The 14651-nt window shown below is 59.8% G+C and carries 15 protein-coding genes and 2 pseudogenes; 12 read left to right on the forward strand and 5 right to left on the reverse strand.

Annotation, left to right across the window (positions count from 1 at the left end):
* Window positions 1-373: 373 nt before the first annotated feature.
* Window positions 374-1000 (forward strand): LysE family translocator, encoded by a 627-nt coding sequence (locus ACT9T4_RS21975; protein WP_179537645.1) that lies wholly within the window; start codon window positions 374-376, stop codon window positions 998-1000.
* A 60-nt stretch (window positions 1001-1060) separates the two neighbouring features.
* Here ACT9T4_RS21975 and ACT9T4_RS21980 read toward each other — a convergent pair whose 3' ends face one another.
* The 3 genes from ACT9T4_RS21980 to ACT9T4_RS21990 form a co-directional block, all read right to left on the reverse strand.
* Window positions 1061-2683 carry a methyl-accepting chemotaxis protein gene (locus ACT9T4_RS21980; protein ID WP_042552115.1) on the reverse strand — a complete coding sequence of 541 codons (1623 nt, stop codon included), beginning with the start codon at window positions 2681-2683 and terminating at the stop codon, window positions 1061-1063.
* Window positions 2684-2891: 208 nt separating this feature from the next.
* The gene (locus ACT9T4_RS21985; RefSeq protein WP_179537644.1) at window positions 2892-3443 is read right to left on the reverse strand and encodes a DUF4124 domain-containing protein; all 552 of its coding nucleotides are present in this window, start codon (window positions 3441-3443) and stop codon (window positions 2892-2894) included.
* Window positions 3444-3683: 240 nt separating this feature from the next.
* Window positions 3684-3986 (reverse strand): DNA-binding protein, encoded by a 303-nt coding sequence (locus ACT9T4_RS21990; RefSeq protein ID WP_257026789.1) that lies wholly within the window; start codon window positions 3984-3986, stop codon window positions 3684-3686.
* Between the two features lie 90 nt (window positions 3987-4076).
* Here ACT9T4_RS21990 and ACT9T4_RS21995 point away from each other — a divergent pair, with 90 nt between their 5' ends.
* From ACT9T4_RS21995 to ACT9T4_RS22030, 8 genes and pseudogenes are all read left to right on the forward strand, one after another.
* The gene (locus ACT9T4_RS21995; RefSeq protein ID WP_042552109.1) at window positions 4077-4292 is read left to right on the forward strand and encodes a helix-turn-helix domain-containing protein; all 216 of its coding nucleotides are present in this window, start codon (window positions 4077-4079) and stop codon (window positions 4290-4292) included.
* 104 nt (window positions 4293-4396) lie between these two features.
* Window positions 4397-4600, forward strand: coding sequence for a hypothetical protein (locus ACT9T4_RS22000; RefSeq protein WP_156152640.1), 204 nt, complete (start codon window positions 4397-4399; stop codon window positions 4598-4600).
* Complete coding sequence (locus tag ACT9T4_RS22005; RefSeq protein WP_197076947.1) at window positions 4584-4778, forward strand: hypothetical protein; 195 nt, start codon at window positions 4584-4586, stop codon at window positions 4776-4778. Before ACT9T4_RS22000 ends, ACT9T4_RS22005 begins: the two co-directional genes overlap by 17 nt.
* Before the next feature lie 262 nt (window positions 4779-5040).
* The gene (locus ACT9T4_RS22010; protein ID WP_179537642.1) at window positions 5041-5301 is read left to right on the forward strand and encodes a hypothetical protein; all 261 of its coding nucleotides are present in this window, start codon (window positions 5041-5043) and stop codon (window positions 5299-5301) included.
* A gap of 185 nt (window positions 5302-5486) precedes the next feature.
* Window positions 5487-6353: a hypothetical protein gene (locus ACT9T4_RS22015; protein WP_042552106.1), complete on the forward strand. Its 867-nt coding sequence runs from the start codon at window positions 5487-5489 to the stop codon at window positions 6351-6353.
* 2 nt (window positions 6354-6355) lie between these two features.
* Entirely contained in the window at window positions 6356-7363 is a 1008-nt protein-coding gene (locus ACT9T4_RS22020; protein ID WP_179537641.1) for a GGDEF domain-containing protein, read from the forward strand.
* A 291-nt stretch (window positions 7364-7654) separates the two neighbouring features.
* Window positions 7655-8356 (forward strand): annotated as a pseudogene (locus ACT9T4_RS22025) (PAS domain-containing protein); the annotation flags it as partial.
* A 102-nt stretch (window positions 8357-8458) separates the two neighbouring features.
* Window positions 8459-8893: pseudogene (locus ACT9T4_RS22030) on the forward strand (methyl-accepting chemotaxis protein); the annotation flags it as partial.
* 137 nt (window positions 8894-9030) lie between these two features.
* Here ACT9T4_RS22030 and ACT9T4_RS22035 read toward each other — a convergent pair.
* Window positions 9031-9567 (reverse strand): hypothetical protein, encoded by a 537-nt coding sequence (locus ACT9T4_RS22035; protein ID WP_499118920.1) that lies wholly within the window; start codon window positions 9565-9567, stop codon window positions 9031-9033.
* Window positions 9568-9867: 300 nt separating this feature from the next.
* On the opposite strand from ACT9T4_RS22035, the gene ACT9T4_RS22040 reads away from it, so the two are divergent.
* A complete protein-coding gene (locus tag ACT9T4_RS22040; RefSeq protein WP_499118922.1) occupies window positions 9868-10335 on the forward strand; it encodes a hypothetical protein in 468 nt (155 codons plus the stop codon).
* Between the two features lie 53 nt (window positions 10336-10388).
* Here ACT9T4_RS22040 and ACT9T4_RS22045 read toward each other — a convergent pair whose 3' ends face one another.
* Entirely contained in the window at window positions 10389-10664 is a 276-nt protein-coding gene (locus tag ACT9T4_RS22045; RefSeq protein ID WP_179537637.1) for a hypothetical protein, read from the reverse strand.
* 124 nt (window positions 10665-10788) lie between these two features.
* Between ACT9T4_RS22045 and ACT9T4_RS22050 the strand changes: the two genes are divergently transcribed.
* Window positions 10789-11505 carry a hypothetical protein gene (locus tag ACT9T4_RS22050; RefSeq protein ID WP_179537636.1) on the forward strand — a complete coding sequence of 239 codons (717 nt, stop codon included), beginning with the start codon at window positions 10789-10791 and terminating at the stop codon, window positions 11503-11505.
* Between the two features lie 546 nt (window positions 11506-12051).
* Complete coding sequence (locus ACT9T4_RS22055) at window positions 12052-14598, forward strand: HWE histidine kinase domain-containing protein (protein ID WP_499118925.1); 2547 nt, start codon at window positions 12052-12054, stop codon at window positions 14596-14598.
* The last annotated feature ends 53 nt before the right edge of the window (window positions 14599-14651 follow it).

The raw sequence follows: 14651 nt of genomic DNA on the forward strand, positions 1-14651 counted from the left end.
GCCATGAACGGCACGGCGGCGAAAAACAACGGGAAATACGAGCGCATGACATCCATACCTGGAAAATAAGTTCATCCTTGAGGCGAGGCATTTTGCCACCACCTTTGCCATCAACCTGAGACCTGTTGCACACCTTCCAACCCGGCCATGTGTCGTGATTCACAACCTCAGCGAACGTGGCCTGGTTGACCGGCCGTCCATACTCCGATGGACGTGGTCGTTTTTTAGCCTAGCAAGAAAGCCAATTTATTGACTAGCCGCGGCCAGTGGCTATCAGGTGACGGGGCGGGCACCGTTGACGATTTCCTTCAATACCGCCCCATCGCGTGCCCCACAAACTTCCGGCATCTTTTCTCGAGAAGCGATGCCCGCCATGCAGCAGTTCCTGATCATTGCCGCCGCCCACTTCCTGGCGCTGCTTTCCCCCGGCCCGGATTTCTTCCTGGTGGCCCGTACGTCGCTGTCCGCCGGTTGGCGGGTCGCCAGTGGCGCGTGCCTGGGCATCGCGCTGGCCAACGCGGTGTTCATCGTCGCGGCGTTTACCGGAGTGTCGGCCCTGCAGCCAGGCAGCGCAGCCTTCATCGTGCTGCAGTTGGTTGGCTGCCTGTATCTGCTCTACCTCGGCGTGCTGTTCATTCGCCACGCGGGCAGTAGCGTGCTGCAGGCAGCGCAAGGCACCGCAGCGGCCAGGCCAATCAACTGGATGCAGGCGGCCGGCATGGGTTTTCTGTCGGGCATCCTCAACCCCAAGAACGCGCTGTTCTACGTCAGCCTGGCGAGCATGCTCGGCAACGCGCACGGCAGCGCCGGCTGGAAGCTGTTCTATGGTGCGTGGATGTTCGCCGTGGTGCTCGGCTGGGACCTGCTGGTGGCACTGGCGATTGGCAACGGGCGCGTGTTGCAGCGTTTCCAGCGCGCGCTGCCGCTGCTCGAACGGCTCTCGGGGCTGGTCTTGATCGCCCTGGCACTGGGAATGCTGGGCCTGTTGCTGATCGGCTGATGGCACCCGGGCAAGCGCTCACCGCACACCCGATGGCAGGCATGCGGCGAGGAGCGGCGGTCAGTCCCGGAGGCGCGCGGCCAGGGTCGACAGGTCGCCGGACAGCCCCTGCATGGCGCGGCTTGCCGACTCGCTGCGCTGCAGGTCGGCCTCGTTGCTCTGGGCGATGGAAACGATCTCCGCCAGGTTGCGGGCGATGTCTTCGGCGACCGAGGTCTGCTCCTCGGCAGCGGTAGCGATCTGCCTGTTCATGTCACGGATCGCCTCCACCGCCTGGGTGATGCTGTGCAAACGCTCGCCGGCCATGCCGACCTGAGCACGGCCCGCGGCGCTCTGCTGGGCACCGGCATTGATGGCCGCAGTGGCTTCCTTCGAAGCGCTCTGCACATTGGCGATCAATTGGTGGATTTCGCTGATCGAGCTCGCGGTGCGGACCGACAGATTGCGCACTTCGTCGGCCACCACCGCGAAGCCTCTGCCCGCATCACCGGCCCGGGCGGCTTCGATGGCCGCGTTGAGGGCCAGCAGGTTGGTCTGATCGGCGATGCCGCGGATCACATCCAGCACACTGCCGATGCGCTCGCTGTCGCTTTCCAGGCGGGTGATCACCTCAGAGGTACGGGTGATCTCACTGTGCATCTGCTCGATGGTGGCGATGGTGCTGGCCATGGTCGCCTCGCCTTCCCCGGCAGCCTGATCGGCTTCGTCAGCGGCACGGGCCGCCGCAGCGGAATGCCGCGCCACTTCATCAGCCGTCGCACTCATCTCATGCATGGCCGTGGCGACCTGATCGGTACGCGAAAACTGCTCGCGAATGCCGTGGCCGATATGCCCGGCCACGCTGCTCAGGTCGTGGGTGGCAGCATCCAGCTCGCTGGTCCCGCGGCGCAGTTGCTGGGACAGCGCCTGCATGAACTCGCGCAGGCGATTGGCGGCCTGGGCCAGGTGCCCTACTTCATCCTCACGGCCTTCGCTCAGGCGCTCACCGAACTGCCCACGGCTGAGCAGATCGAGCTGCCCGGTGGCCTGCAGCAGTGGTGTGGTGATGCGCCGGTTAACCAGCCAGGCACTGAACAGCGCCAGCAGTATTCCCAGCCCAAGCATCGCCAGGCTGCCGAACAGCACGCTGCGCCGGGCTATCTCGCTCAGTTGCGTGGCGCTCGCCTGGCTGCGCTCGTGCAGCTCGTCGACCAGCAACGACAACTGCTCGGTGGTCGCCCGGTCGATGCCCTTCACTGCCGCGTCGCCGGCCTGAGCGGAAAACCCGGCCGCGGCAAAGGCCTCATACCCACGACGATAGGCCTGGCCCATTTCGGCATGTGCACGGCGCAGTTCGCTCAATCGCTGGCGCAGCTCGGCGCTGCCTGCGGTTTCGATCAGGTGACCAATCTGCGCCTGTACGCGCCCCTCTTCTTCCTGAAACTGCTGCCAGTAACGGTTGCGCTGAGTCTGGTCAGCGCCGCGCAGCAAGACGTTCTTCCATTCCTGCACCTGAATCTTGAACGCCAGGTTGGCGGCATCCACCTGACGCGCCTCTTCGAGAGGGCCACCGAGCAGCGCCTGATAGCCATCCAGTTGCCGCGACAACAGCGCGAAACCCGCCAGCGCAATCAACAACATCAACACCAGACCACCGCCAATCAGCAACACCAATTGGGCACGCAGCGAACGACCAAGGCTCATGGAAAACTCGAACAGGAGGGGGAAGTGCGATGATTTTATGAAGGCTGTGTTACGGATATGTTGCAGTGCGGTAACCGGCGGTCAGGCGCACGGCACTGCGCAGAAAATCACCCAGCCGCCGATGCCCTCCGACTGTTCGCGAGCGCGATGAAGAATGTACGCGCGTCTTGGCAAGCAGCGCCCAATACGGCGCCGGCGTAGCTGAACGTCAGCGCTTGTTCATCTTCTTCCTGGCCTCTTCCATGCCCTCCTCCATCGCTGCGGCGGCCAGGCCCGAGCAGACCATCACGCCGGCCCCGCGGGACAGGCATTCGTAGCGCTGCTGGTCCTCACCCGAACTGGTGACGCAGTTCTGCATGCTGATCCGCTCCTCGATGCCGGCGAAGTTCTTCTGCCCTTCCGCGTACTCGGCGGCAGTGATTCGCCCGGCTTCCTTGCGCTCCAGGGCCATCTCCTTGAGGTTCTCGATATCGATGGCCGTCCAGCGCATGGCGCTCTTGCACATCTCTCGCTTCGAGACCTTGGCTGGAGCGGCGTCAGCACCAGCACCGCGGGCCGGCAATGCAGGGGCAGCCGCTCGGCCATCGCCCACATACCCATGGTTGATGTTCACCGGCTCGGCATGCCGCTCAGAGGCAGGGGGCTGGCTGCCGAAATGCTTCTGCCCATTCTCATCCACCCAGGTGTACACCTGGCTCAGCGCCTGCGCGGAAAGGATGCTGCACAGCAGGAACAACGGAAGCGTCTTGCGACCGAGCATGGGTCATAAATCCTTCTACGAGGCGCGGGTTGCGCAGCGGGCAATCTAGAGCCGGGGGGTTGGTTTGCCAAGTTACCGAACGAGAAAAGCCACGTGTTTTCGGTTCGGGCCTTTCGCGGTGTGATGGGGGTAGAAATTTGCGCGGGATTCTCGATGCGAAATCGTCCCATCAGCTCGCACTCCAATACCCGCCATGGCAAATCAATCGGCCGCGTCACGCTGCTGCCACACCTTCGATGATTAAGGCGTGTCCTGATCATCCTTGTCCGGGTCAGCCTTGTTGCACTCAGGGCTGATCTGCCCTTTGTCCGGCATGGCTTCACCGGTCATGAGCCACCATCGATATTGCGGATACATCTTCCCCAGATGCTCCACCTCATCAGCACCAATGCGAGCCTTGCCCCGCTTGATGCTCTGCCAGCGCACGTAGTCCTTGCTGTTCACTTCAGCCAGCTCTTTGAGGCTGGTTGCGTTCAACAATTGATGCGCTCTATTGGCCATACCTTGAGCCATTGAGAAATACCATTTATGGAATATTGCCATAATTAACCTCTATGGATAATATCCATATGGACTTAATCCATGAGGCAAGTTCGCTGCTTCGAATATTGACATGAATAGGCACGGAACGACATGGGACTGGAAGAGCTGGACGCCTCCAAGTTGATAGGCCCGCAACAGGACGTTGAAACCATCGAAACCTGGGCAGATCGCAATGGCATCACTTACGACACCGCCCGCAGCTGGGCCATGCGCGGTGTACTCCCTACGGTAAAACTCGGTAAACGGCGCCTGGTGAACAGCGCGATGCTAAGGCGCTGGCTGCTCGGGCAGGAGTGGTCATCATGAGCGGCGGGCAGGGACCCGCGTCTGGCCTTTACCGTGGTCTAGGTTTGCTCTGCCTGTTGGTCAAAAGCCGCAGCGGCAAGGCGCGCGCCCTTCCCGTGCATACCATGCACCCGGTCCCGCCGCGTGCCGCCCTGCGAGGGCAATGGGCGTTGCGCTGCTACCCCTACCTGCTGATGCGCGAAACCCATGCCCGGCCCGCTGCGGCCGAGGTACTGGATCGCTGCGCCCGCCAGCGCCGCGGCAACGCACTGCGCCGTGCCCTGGGGTATGTTCGAGCAGGCCATGCCAGCCATGCGCACGGGGTCTGAGCGCCCGCTGGCGAAGGTGCTCGGTAACTGGGCCTGCCCGCTGGTGATCGGCATCGCCTTGGGTTCGGTCTTCAGTATTCTGCTGGCTGGCGAAGCCATGCTGCGCATGGACCAACAGTTATTCGACGCCATCAATCGAGTGATTCTCTCCTGCCTGAATGCGCAACAGGAGGCCTGATAAGCATCGATATATCCCTATACAAACTGTAGTTATCTGCTGATCAACTTCGATACATCTATCGCCTTTGAAGATCGGGTCGAATAATCTTTCGTAGTTCCCCGTTTCATGCCGGCGTTCAACATGGTAGATGCTGAATCACCCAGAAATGGTTACTCGGGCAGCATGGATATGCCATGAGTGGATGCGTAGCCTGCACTTATTCGAATCCGCGAGTTATTCGCGCGGGTTGCGGATTTTGTCAGGAATCAATCGAGTGCCTATGAACCTTCTTCTTAAATCACTGACGCGTACTTTCCAAGGCATCTACAACGTCAACACCGAGCGGCAGCCCGACCGACTTACCATTGTCTGCGAAGACCTGGATGGAAACGTCATTGCCGTGCGTGTATTCAGTGACGGGCAACTCAGAAACAGGCTCTTGGTCATGCAGGTGATGCTCGATCTCGAAAGAAGCCTGTTGCGCGCACGGGAATCACTTTGCAGCCAACAGAAACCAGCGCCTGATAATCCTTGCGCATGAACAAGCGGCGCCCCACCCGGTTCAGCTTGGCGCGTTTTTTGGGCGCGCGCCCTATTTCTTCAAGGGTAGCAGCGATTTCTGGAACATTTCTGGGTAATCGTGGCGTTACTCCGAAGCCTGTGTATAGTGAGCCCTCAATGATAGCCACATGACATCTATGAATTATCGTGTGGCCTGAGGCCTATATGAAACACGCATGCATTCGGGAACGTGTAGATCGTATCACTAAACAATTACTGAATAGCGATATCGAAGCGGTCATCAACGATCACTACGACCTGATGATGGCCAGGTACAAATTAAACCCTCTGTTCTATAAAACACTTTTCAAGAGCGATCGCTACATGGTGGCGCTGGCCTTGCTGTCGAAGTTCTATTCGACCAAAGGCATGACGCTTTCCGTCGTAAGGTCTTTCTGTGAAGAACGTGGGTATTTGTCAAAGAATACATTGGAGTCCTACTTTTCATTCTTCCTGATCACCAAGCGCATGACCATAATTACCCATCCCAGCAATGGGCGCCTGCGCGTATACGAACCATCGGCTCAGGCTCTGGCCGAAACGAAAGCGATTCTGGACACCCATTTGCTACCCCTGGCGTCATTGAGCATGGAGAATCTGAGGTTTCTCACTACCTCCAACTCGTCATGCAGGTCCGAGCACTTCCTGAGAGGCTTCGCACAGCTTCTCGATGCCAGATGCACGCTGGATATCATCGTCCCGGACGCGCATTGGATGTTGAACAGAGATGGCGGCTACATGTTGGTACTTGCGCTGTACATCGACATGTCGAAGAACCGTAACGAACAGGGTGGTTACAAATCCTCAACCTACGCGGCATTGTCTTCACTGTTATGCGTATCCAGTACGCACCTGATGCGACTGGTTCGAGAGGGCGAAACCAGAGGTTATTTCAAAAATCATAAAAATATCGTCGAAGTAACCCCGAAGTTCGAGTCTTTCGTGCGAACGATGATGGCCTGCACATTTGCCATCACTCTCGTCAGCGTAGAACTGGGTGAGGTTCAAGAGCTTGGCTCCTTTGATGAGTGACTATGATTACCCTGACATTGGATCAGCAACGAACGATCGCGTTGCTGCGCAAAGGAATCGCCACTACTCAGTTACTGGCAATAATGAGTTGGGGGATTGTGCAATTGATTCGTGGCGCGGATTTTTTCTCGGCGTTCACGTTGCTTCCCCTGGTGGCCCTGTTTTTTCTTCTTCTCATGCAGGCGTACGCGAAATCGATAGTTGCGTGGCGTTTCAGCGGCCTGTTGTTCGTTGCCGTATTCGTACTCAGCTATAAATTTTTATTCGACAGGGAGCCCTACCTGCACACCCATTTCTCTCTTGCATTCTCAATCATCTGCGTGACAGGTGAATCGCTTTTGATTCGGAAGAAAATAGACTTCGTGATCGCGGCCATTGCAACCTGGGCCATCGTCTTTCCGTTAACCGAGAATTTGTCAGGCAGTTCAGACCAGACCTACATCGCCGTTCTCTTCGTGAGTTCCATTTCGCTAGGGCTGATCAATAACCGAACTTACTGGCAGTCACTGGAAGACACGCTGGCGGGCGAGGCGCACTACAGAATGATTGCCGAAACGGATTACCTGACCTCGATCTACAACCGGCGTGCCTTGATGGAAAAGCTGAAGACTTTCACGGAAACCAGGCCCGGGGGCTTCTTTCTGATGATTGATGTCGATGACTTCAAAAAGATCAATGACGCCCATGGCCACGATGTGGGCGATCAAGTGCTCTGTGCCATGGCGAGTTGCTTTCGGGCCGTAGAGGGAAGTGCTGTCTACGGGCGCATTGGCGGTGAAGAGTTCGCGGTGGTCATCGATACGCTCTCCGAGCAGACCGCCTTGGCCTATGCGCAACGATTGCTGGATGCAGTCAGGCACGGTGAGAGGTCTCCCGTGGGCTTCACGATCAGCGCTGGGCTGGTCCCGTTCGCGAAGGGAGAGCCGCTGTCCGAAATCCTCGTGCGCGGTGACCGATGCCTGTACCGGGCAAAGCACACCGGAAAGAACAGAGTCAGCACCACCTGCTGAGTTTCTTCGCCGCAGGTGCAACCGTTACAGCGATTCTTGCGCGGCCGTACGTTGCGTTCACCCAGTTCAGTTCAAACGAAAACTCACTGCAGGCGCAGACAAACCAACCCCAAGCATCGCGATGGCACTCCAGCCGCGAGAGAAGCTGCAACCTGCATCATGCATATGTGCAGAGCCAGATAGACGCCTGAGTAGGCACTTTCACTCATTTTAGGAGCGAGCATGTTCAATCGACATCTGAAGCATGATCTGACGAAACTGGCTAACGATCTTGAGCAGTTGCAGCAGGCCATGGAGCTTTTGGAAGTGCAGTGCCCGACGATCAAGCTCGACGGTGAGTGCAGGGTCATCTCGGTAAGCGATGCACTGTGCGACTTGATGGGCCTCGCCCGTGAACAGCTGCTGGGAAAAGGCATTTTCGATCTGCTTTGCATTGGCGAACTGGATAAAACCAAATTGAAAGGCCTCGCTGCGGGACCTTACCCGCAAGATGTGCTGCCCTTGCAATGCAACTATCACGGCGCCAGCAGGGCTGGCACCAAGCTGAATATCCGCTGGTTCCATTCGAGAACCGACAATGGGAAGCGAACCATACTGGGCTATGTATTCAGTGATGGTCTGGACATCGAGTCACTCGATGGCCTCGAACTCTCGGCCGCGCTGACCAAATCCACTGCCGTCATCCAGTTCTCGCTCGATGGCCGCATTCTTTCGGCCAACCAGAACTTTCTCAACTCGATGGGCTATGCCTTCAATGAAATCGAAGGCAAGCATCATCGAATGTTCTGCACGCCCGAAGACATCGCCTCGCCCCATTACACCGAGTTCTGGAACCAACTCAACCGTGGCGACTTCGTCGCCGGGCGATTCAGGCGTATCGACAAGAAGGGCAAGACCGTCTGGCTTGAAGCCACTTACAACCCTATCGTCAATGGCAAAGGCCAGCTCTACAAAGTGGCCAAGTTCGCCAGCGTGGTAACCGATCAGGTCGAGAAAGAGAACGAAGTCAAACATGCCGCCGAGGTCGCCTACGAGGTATCGCAACGCACCGATGTAAGCGCGGAAAACGGCACTGCCGTGGTCGGAGAGGCCGTGGTGGCCATGAAAAAGATCGCTGAGCAGATGCAGTCCGTCACCCAGAGCATGGACGCGCTCGGCTCGCAATCGGTGTTGATTAGCGCCATCGTGGAAACCATCAGTGGCATCGCCGAACAGACCAACCTGCTCGCACTGAATGCGGCGATCGAAGCCGCGCGGGCAGGCGAGCAAGGGCGCGGTTTTTCCGTCGTCGCGGATGAAATCCGCAAGCTGGCGGCACGAACCAGTTCCGCGACTCAGGAGATCGTCAACGTCGTCGATCAGAATCAGGAGCTGGCCAAGCGCGCGGCCGTGAATATCCAACAGAGCCGCGACCAGGCCGGCAAAGGCCTGGAATTGGCTGAACAGGCGGGCGTCGCGATCACCAACATTCAGCAAGGCGCAAGGCAAGTGGTCGAGGCCGTCAGCCGTGTGGCACTGGACCTTCGCTAGGAACAGCAACGCCCTGGGTCATGGGCAGGGCCTTCAGAATGCTCTGAAGGCCCGAACAGGCCACGAATCACCCGGTAGCGATCGTGGTCCTCGCCGCATCGCCATGAGCCTCTACACGAGCGACCGATTCGGCTGGTTCAAGGTCCGCATTGCCAGCGCCCCTCGAGGGTGCGGCTCGGGTTGTCCTCGAGCAGGTAGGTCGCGGTAGCGGCATGGTGAGGCGACTCACCGCCGCCACCACCCTCCGCGTCGCCATTGAGCTTGACCTCGATCGCCAGTCGATCGCCTTTGAACGTCGTGCCGTGCAGCATGCCGTCGAAGCCATCAGGTGCCTGAATGGCCTCGACACGGTCACCGAGCTTCGCCACGCCCTGCGCATCGGCCGTACTGGCAACGTTGCCCGCTACATGGAGATAGGCATTACCCGCCACCGAGAAGGAACACACCAACTCACCCGGCAGTTTGGCCCCGGTGATGTCCTGCTCGCTCAAGGGCGCCAGCTTGGTCGATGCCCCGCTCTCGACGGATGCCCCCGGCGTGACGGCCTTGGCCTTGGCCTGGGCCGTCTCCTCCTCCGCCGAACACCCCACTTGAAGGGCCAGCGCGGAAAACAGCGCCATGCAGACCATTGCGTTTCGACCCTGCCGGCCAACACCGTGGCGATTCTGAAACATCACGTCCTCCGTCATTCACATCTTCGTCTGGCAAGTAAGCTCAGCAGCGGATAATCAGCACGCGAGCAGCCTGCCTTTCAACCGACCGCGTCGATGAAGGGACGTTTCTGCTAAATCTTGGTGAAGCATTGGGATGCGAAAGCGAATACGGAGGGCAGCCACTCCTGCTCAGGTGGTCTAAATTGCCATCGCGCGTCCAGATACACAGCGCAGCACCCTTGCCCGAAGCGAACGCTCCAGAGCAGGTTGCGATAGAGTACGGGTAGGCGCCTCGCAAGCCCAACGGACGAGCATTGACGCATGGCCATACGCAAAATAAAGCTGATCATGCCCTGCCCCTCGGCAGTGGTCTTTGAAGCCTTTCACGATCATCGGGTGCGGATGCACTGGGATAGCCTGCTGTCCCACGCTGCAGTCGAGGACGGTAGCAGCCATCCCTACGTAGGTGCCATCTCCTGTAATCAGGGCCGTGGCTGGAAGCGCCTGTTTGCCATGCGTACGCGCTTCGTCAACTACAAGCCCCCTCAACTAGCGGCCGCGGTGCTGGTGGCTCCTCAAGGCTGCTTCCAGGAGTGGGCTGCCTCGCTGCATCATCGGGACCTCGACAACGACAAGTCCGAACTGACCTACACGTTCAGCTTGCGCCTGCGTCCACAATGGCTGGGGGGGCTGCTGAATCCGATGGTCAACAAGCTCTTCGAGACCGAAACCCGCAGACGCTTTGCCGCAATGGCCACGTACCTGAACGACCGGCATAAAGGCCAGTAGCCGTTCGAGAACAGATAAAGGCCTCAACATGCCGAAGCTGCCAGCAGATCGAATCAGGCCCTGCCATGACCCCAGACAATCAGTGCTGCCCTCGCTGTGGATCGCCACAGCACGTGAGGCCCAAAGACATCCTGATAGGAGCGCTGAGTCCGAACGCGCGCTTCGATGGTGAAGAACGCGCGGGCTATCGACGTACGGATCAGCTTGCCGTCGATGAATGCAATCTCGATTCGCTGAAGCCACCACCACTCGAACAACTGGTCGGTGGCTTGTATTGCGACCGATGCGGGATAGGTTTCGTAAGCGATGAAATTCTCAAGACCCGCCATGACTGAGAGCCGCCTTGAGCCGACCGCAGCGCATATGACGGTCACCCGAACTGCATGGGCGCTCCCCAGTGCCTTACGGCGATAATGCAACGCCTCAACCCGGTTTGCGAAGGACAGCCAATCCGTGAAGACCTACTGCCCGATTTTTTGGCCCAATAGCCCGAACATCGATCACCGCGCTCCTACCGTTGCCCTCGAAGCCCTTTTGCCGAGCGTACCCGGCACCGCATTCGCGCACTTCGATAAAGATGATCAGCCCTGCATGGGAGAAACCATACGCCTCATATGGTGCCCGCCTGTTTCCGACCTGAATGGCTGGAGCGAACAACCCTCGGAAATCGCCTCGAGCTATCTTCTGACAGCCAGGGTAATCAGCCCCGGCTCAGCTGCCATGCGCACAGCGGAGGATGCGAATTTCGCCCTCATCCACACGCAGAGGTATCAACTCGAGATCCTCTCGCGCGAGCGCCTGATCCCCGCACTCGAAGGATTGGCGCAGGGCACCTCTACCTGGAGCTTGCACACGATATGGACCGAAGAAGGAAGCATGCTGGCCTGGGATGAGGTGTCGTGGTGTGGCAAGTCGACCGTGGAAGGGCTGACCTATCTCGTGGCGAACACTCGCAACGAGGCCCATATGGAGCTGCTTCTGGAGCAGACTGGCGAGGAGCTGACCGGGCTCTTTTCATCGCACATGACCCCTGGCGGAACCCACTACGGTCTGGGCAGAAAACGCTTCACCGCTCAGGAACTCCAGGCCGTCAAACACGCCCTGAATATCGCGCGCCCGCTTCACGACACGCAACCTGCGTACCTCACCGGAACCTCAACGACCGGTTGACAGGAGATCGTTGAACGGCCTGCCGGTATGGCTCGCCAGTGGATGGCGGCGGTGCTGCATGCAGCCTGAACGCCGCGGTGGCTGACGAAGCGAACAGACTCGACAGCACGTCGCGTAGAACGGGGTCGAGTGCCTGTCCGTCCATCACCTGCGCCCCCGTTCGTGCAGCCGCCCGTGCAAAGTGCGCAGTGAATGGCTCGGCTGTCTGCTGGTAGTGCCGGGCTGCCACATCCGAGTGATCTGGATTCTCGTACTCGTTCATCGCGCTCGCTTCCTCATGAACAGTACCGACATGGCCAACGCTGTACGGGCCCCGCAAAGGCCATGGCCAGCGACTGTTTCCGGTTCTTTGCCAAGGAGGGTGAGGGTGCAGCCAATCGTCATGAATGTCGTGCAAGCACGCCGAACCTCGGCGATACCGCCCTGAGTTGTCCTGCAGTGACGAACGCTGGATTGCCCTATAAACTGATTTTGCGGTGTTTTTCACCGCTCGATTTCCTTCGGTAGCCACTCAGGCAGCCGGCCTTCCATCAACCGGCAGTGCCAATGACTCTCGAACCTCGCGTTAACCTGACCAACTGTGATCGCGAGGCGATCCAATTTCCGGGCAGCATCCAGCCGCACGGCTGCCTGCTGGCCTGCAACGCATCGGCGAGCATCGTCCTGCGTCATTCCGCCAATGCCCCGGACATGCTCGGTGCGGCAGGCGATCTGAACGACCAGCGACTGGAAGCGGTGGTCGGGGTAGAAGCCGCTCATTCGATACGCAACTCGCTTGCCCGTACCCGGGAAGGCTCGCGCCCGGTGCTGACATTCGGCCTAACGCTGGCGTCGGGCCGGACGTTCGACATCGCGGCGCATCTGTTCAAGGGCACCGCGATCATCGAGTTCGAGCCCTGCGGCGCGAGCATCGCCGAACCGATCGAGCTGGCCCGCACGCTCATCGCGCAAGTCCGCGAGATCGATCGGACCGACAAACTCTTTCGCGATTCGGCACGCATGGTCCGCGCCATGCTTGGCTATGACCGGGTGATGATCTACCAGCTTGGCGCCGACGGTGCCGGCAAGGTGATTGCCGAGTCCAAGCGCAGCGACCTGGAGAGTTTCCTGGGGCAGTATTTCCCGGCCTCGGATATCCCTCAGCAGGCCCGCGCCCTGTACCTGCGCAACCCGATCCGGATCATCTCGGATGTCAGGTTCAAGAGCGTGCCGGTGCTGCCCGCACTGGACCTGTCGGGCGAGCCGGTGGACCTGTCCTACGCCCATCTGCGCAGTGTCTCGCCGATTCACTGCGAGTACCTGAGCAACATGGGTGTGGGCGCATCGATGTCGATCTCGATCATCATCGATGGGGCGCTCTGGGGCCTGATCGCCTGCCACCATTACGCACCGCGCACGCTGACCATGGGGCAGCGGGTGGCGGCCGAGATGTTCGGCGAATTTCTTTCCATGCATATCGAGACGCTGCGCGCCCGGCAGAAGCTGGAGGCCGTTGCCCAGACCCGTCAGGTGCTCGATACCCTGCTGCTCGATGCCAACAGCGCGACGGACATGGAAGAGTTCTTCCGCTCGCGCATCACGGATTTCAAGGCATTGATCCCCTGCGACGGGATCGGCATGTTGTTGCAGGGCCGCTGGTCCGAGGAGGGGCTGACCCCGCCCAAGCTCGCCGCTCCGGCATTGCTGAGCTTCATCGAAGGGGTCGCGCAGGGCCGTACCTGGGCCTCCAATCGCCTTTCCATGGCGCACGTGTCTGCCCAGGATTACGCCTCGGATGTCTCGGGCGTGCTGGTCATTCCCATGTCTCAGCACCCAAGGGACTACCTGATCCTGTTCCGCAAGGAAGTGGTCGAAACCCTGGACTGGGCGGGTGACCCGAACAAGACCTACGAGAGCGGATCCTTTGGTGAACGCCTGACGCCTCGCAGGAGCTTCGCCATCTGGAAAGAGACGGTGCATCACCAGTCACTGCCCTGGACCGAGCAGGACCGCCAGTTCGGCGAGGCCATTCGCGTTGCGATCGTCGAGGTCGTGCTGCACAACAGCGAGCTGCTCGCCAACGAGCGGCTGAAGGCGGACGTGCGCCAGCGCATGCTCAACGAGGAGCTGAACCATCGGGTCAAGAATATCCTCGCGCTGATCGGCGCCCTGGTGGCCCACCCCACCGCGGAGGCGCAAACCCTCGGCGGTTATGTAGCGACCTTGAAGGGCCGCATCCAGGCACTGGCGCTGGCACACGATCAGGTCGTGCGTGGCGACGGCGGTGGCAGTCTCGCGGCGCTGCTCAATGCCGAACTGTCGCCTTACCGCACGTCCGCCGATGCGATCGAGCTGCACGGGCCCAATGTGGTGCTCGATGCCCGGGCTTACTCGGTCATGGCACTGGTTCTCCATGAACTGGCGACCAACGCCGCGAAGTACGGCGCGCTGTCTCGCGCGAGCGGCAAGCTGGTGGTCACCTGGTCAGTCGATGCTGGCGGCGCTTGCGATATCGCATGGACAGAAGCCGGCGGCCCGCCCGTCAGAGCACCGGCGCATACCGGCTTCGGCTCCGTGCTGATCGACCGTAGCATCCCGTTCGACCTCGGTGGCACCAGTGCCCTGGAATTTTTGCCTGAGGGCCTCAGGGGCCATTTCAAGATTCCGGCCAAACATCTTTCTCTCGCAGACCCGGCCGAGACCGAGCAACCGGCAGCGCTCATCGCCCTGCCGACCCTGGACCTCAAGGACCTGGCCAACTCCAGCGTGCTGATACTCGAGGACCAGTTGGTGATTGCGGTCGGTCTCGAACAGATCCTGGCCGACGCCGGGGTCGAGGACGTGATCACGGCCAGCTCGGAAGTCGAGGCACTGAGACTGCTCACCAGCCGAAGACCGGATGTGGCAGTGCTGGACATCAATCTGGGCACGGGCACATCGCTGGCCGTCGCCGAGGAACTGCAGCGCCTGCAGATCCCGTTCATCTTCGCGACCGGCTACGGCGACAGCATCGCTCTTCCCGACGAACTGAAAGACGTCTGCATCGTTCGCAAGCCCTACGATGCCGCCTCGATTCTCGTGAACCTGCAAGGCTTGATCGATCGGCCATCGTGATCCTCTGCCCAATCGACGCGCGGGCCACACCGCGAACCGCCATTCGCGCCTGG

The sequence above is a fragment of the Pseudomonas sp. SZ40 genome, from assembly GCF_052958135.1.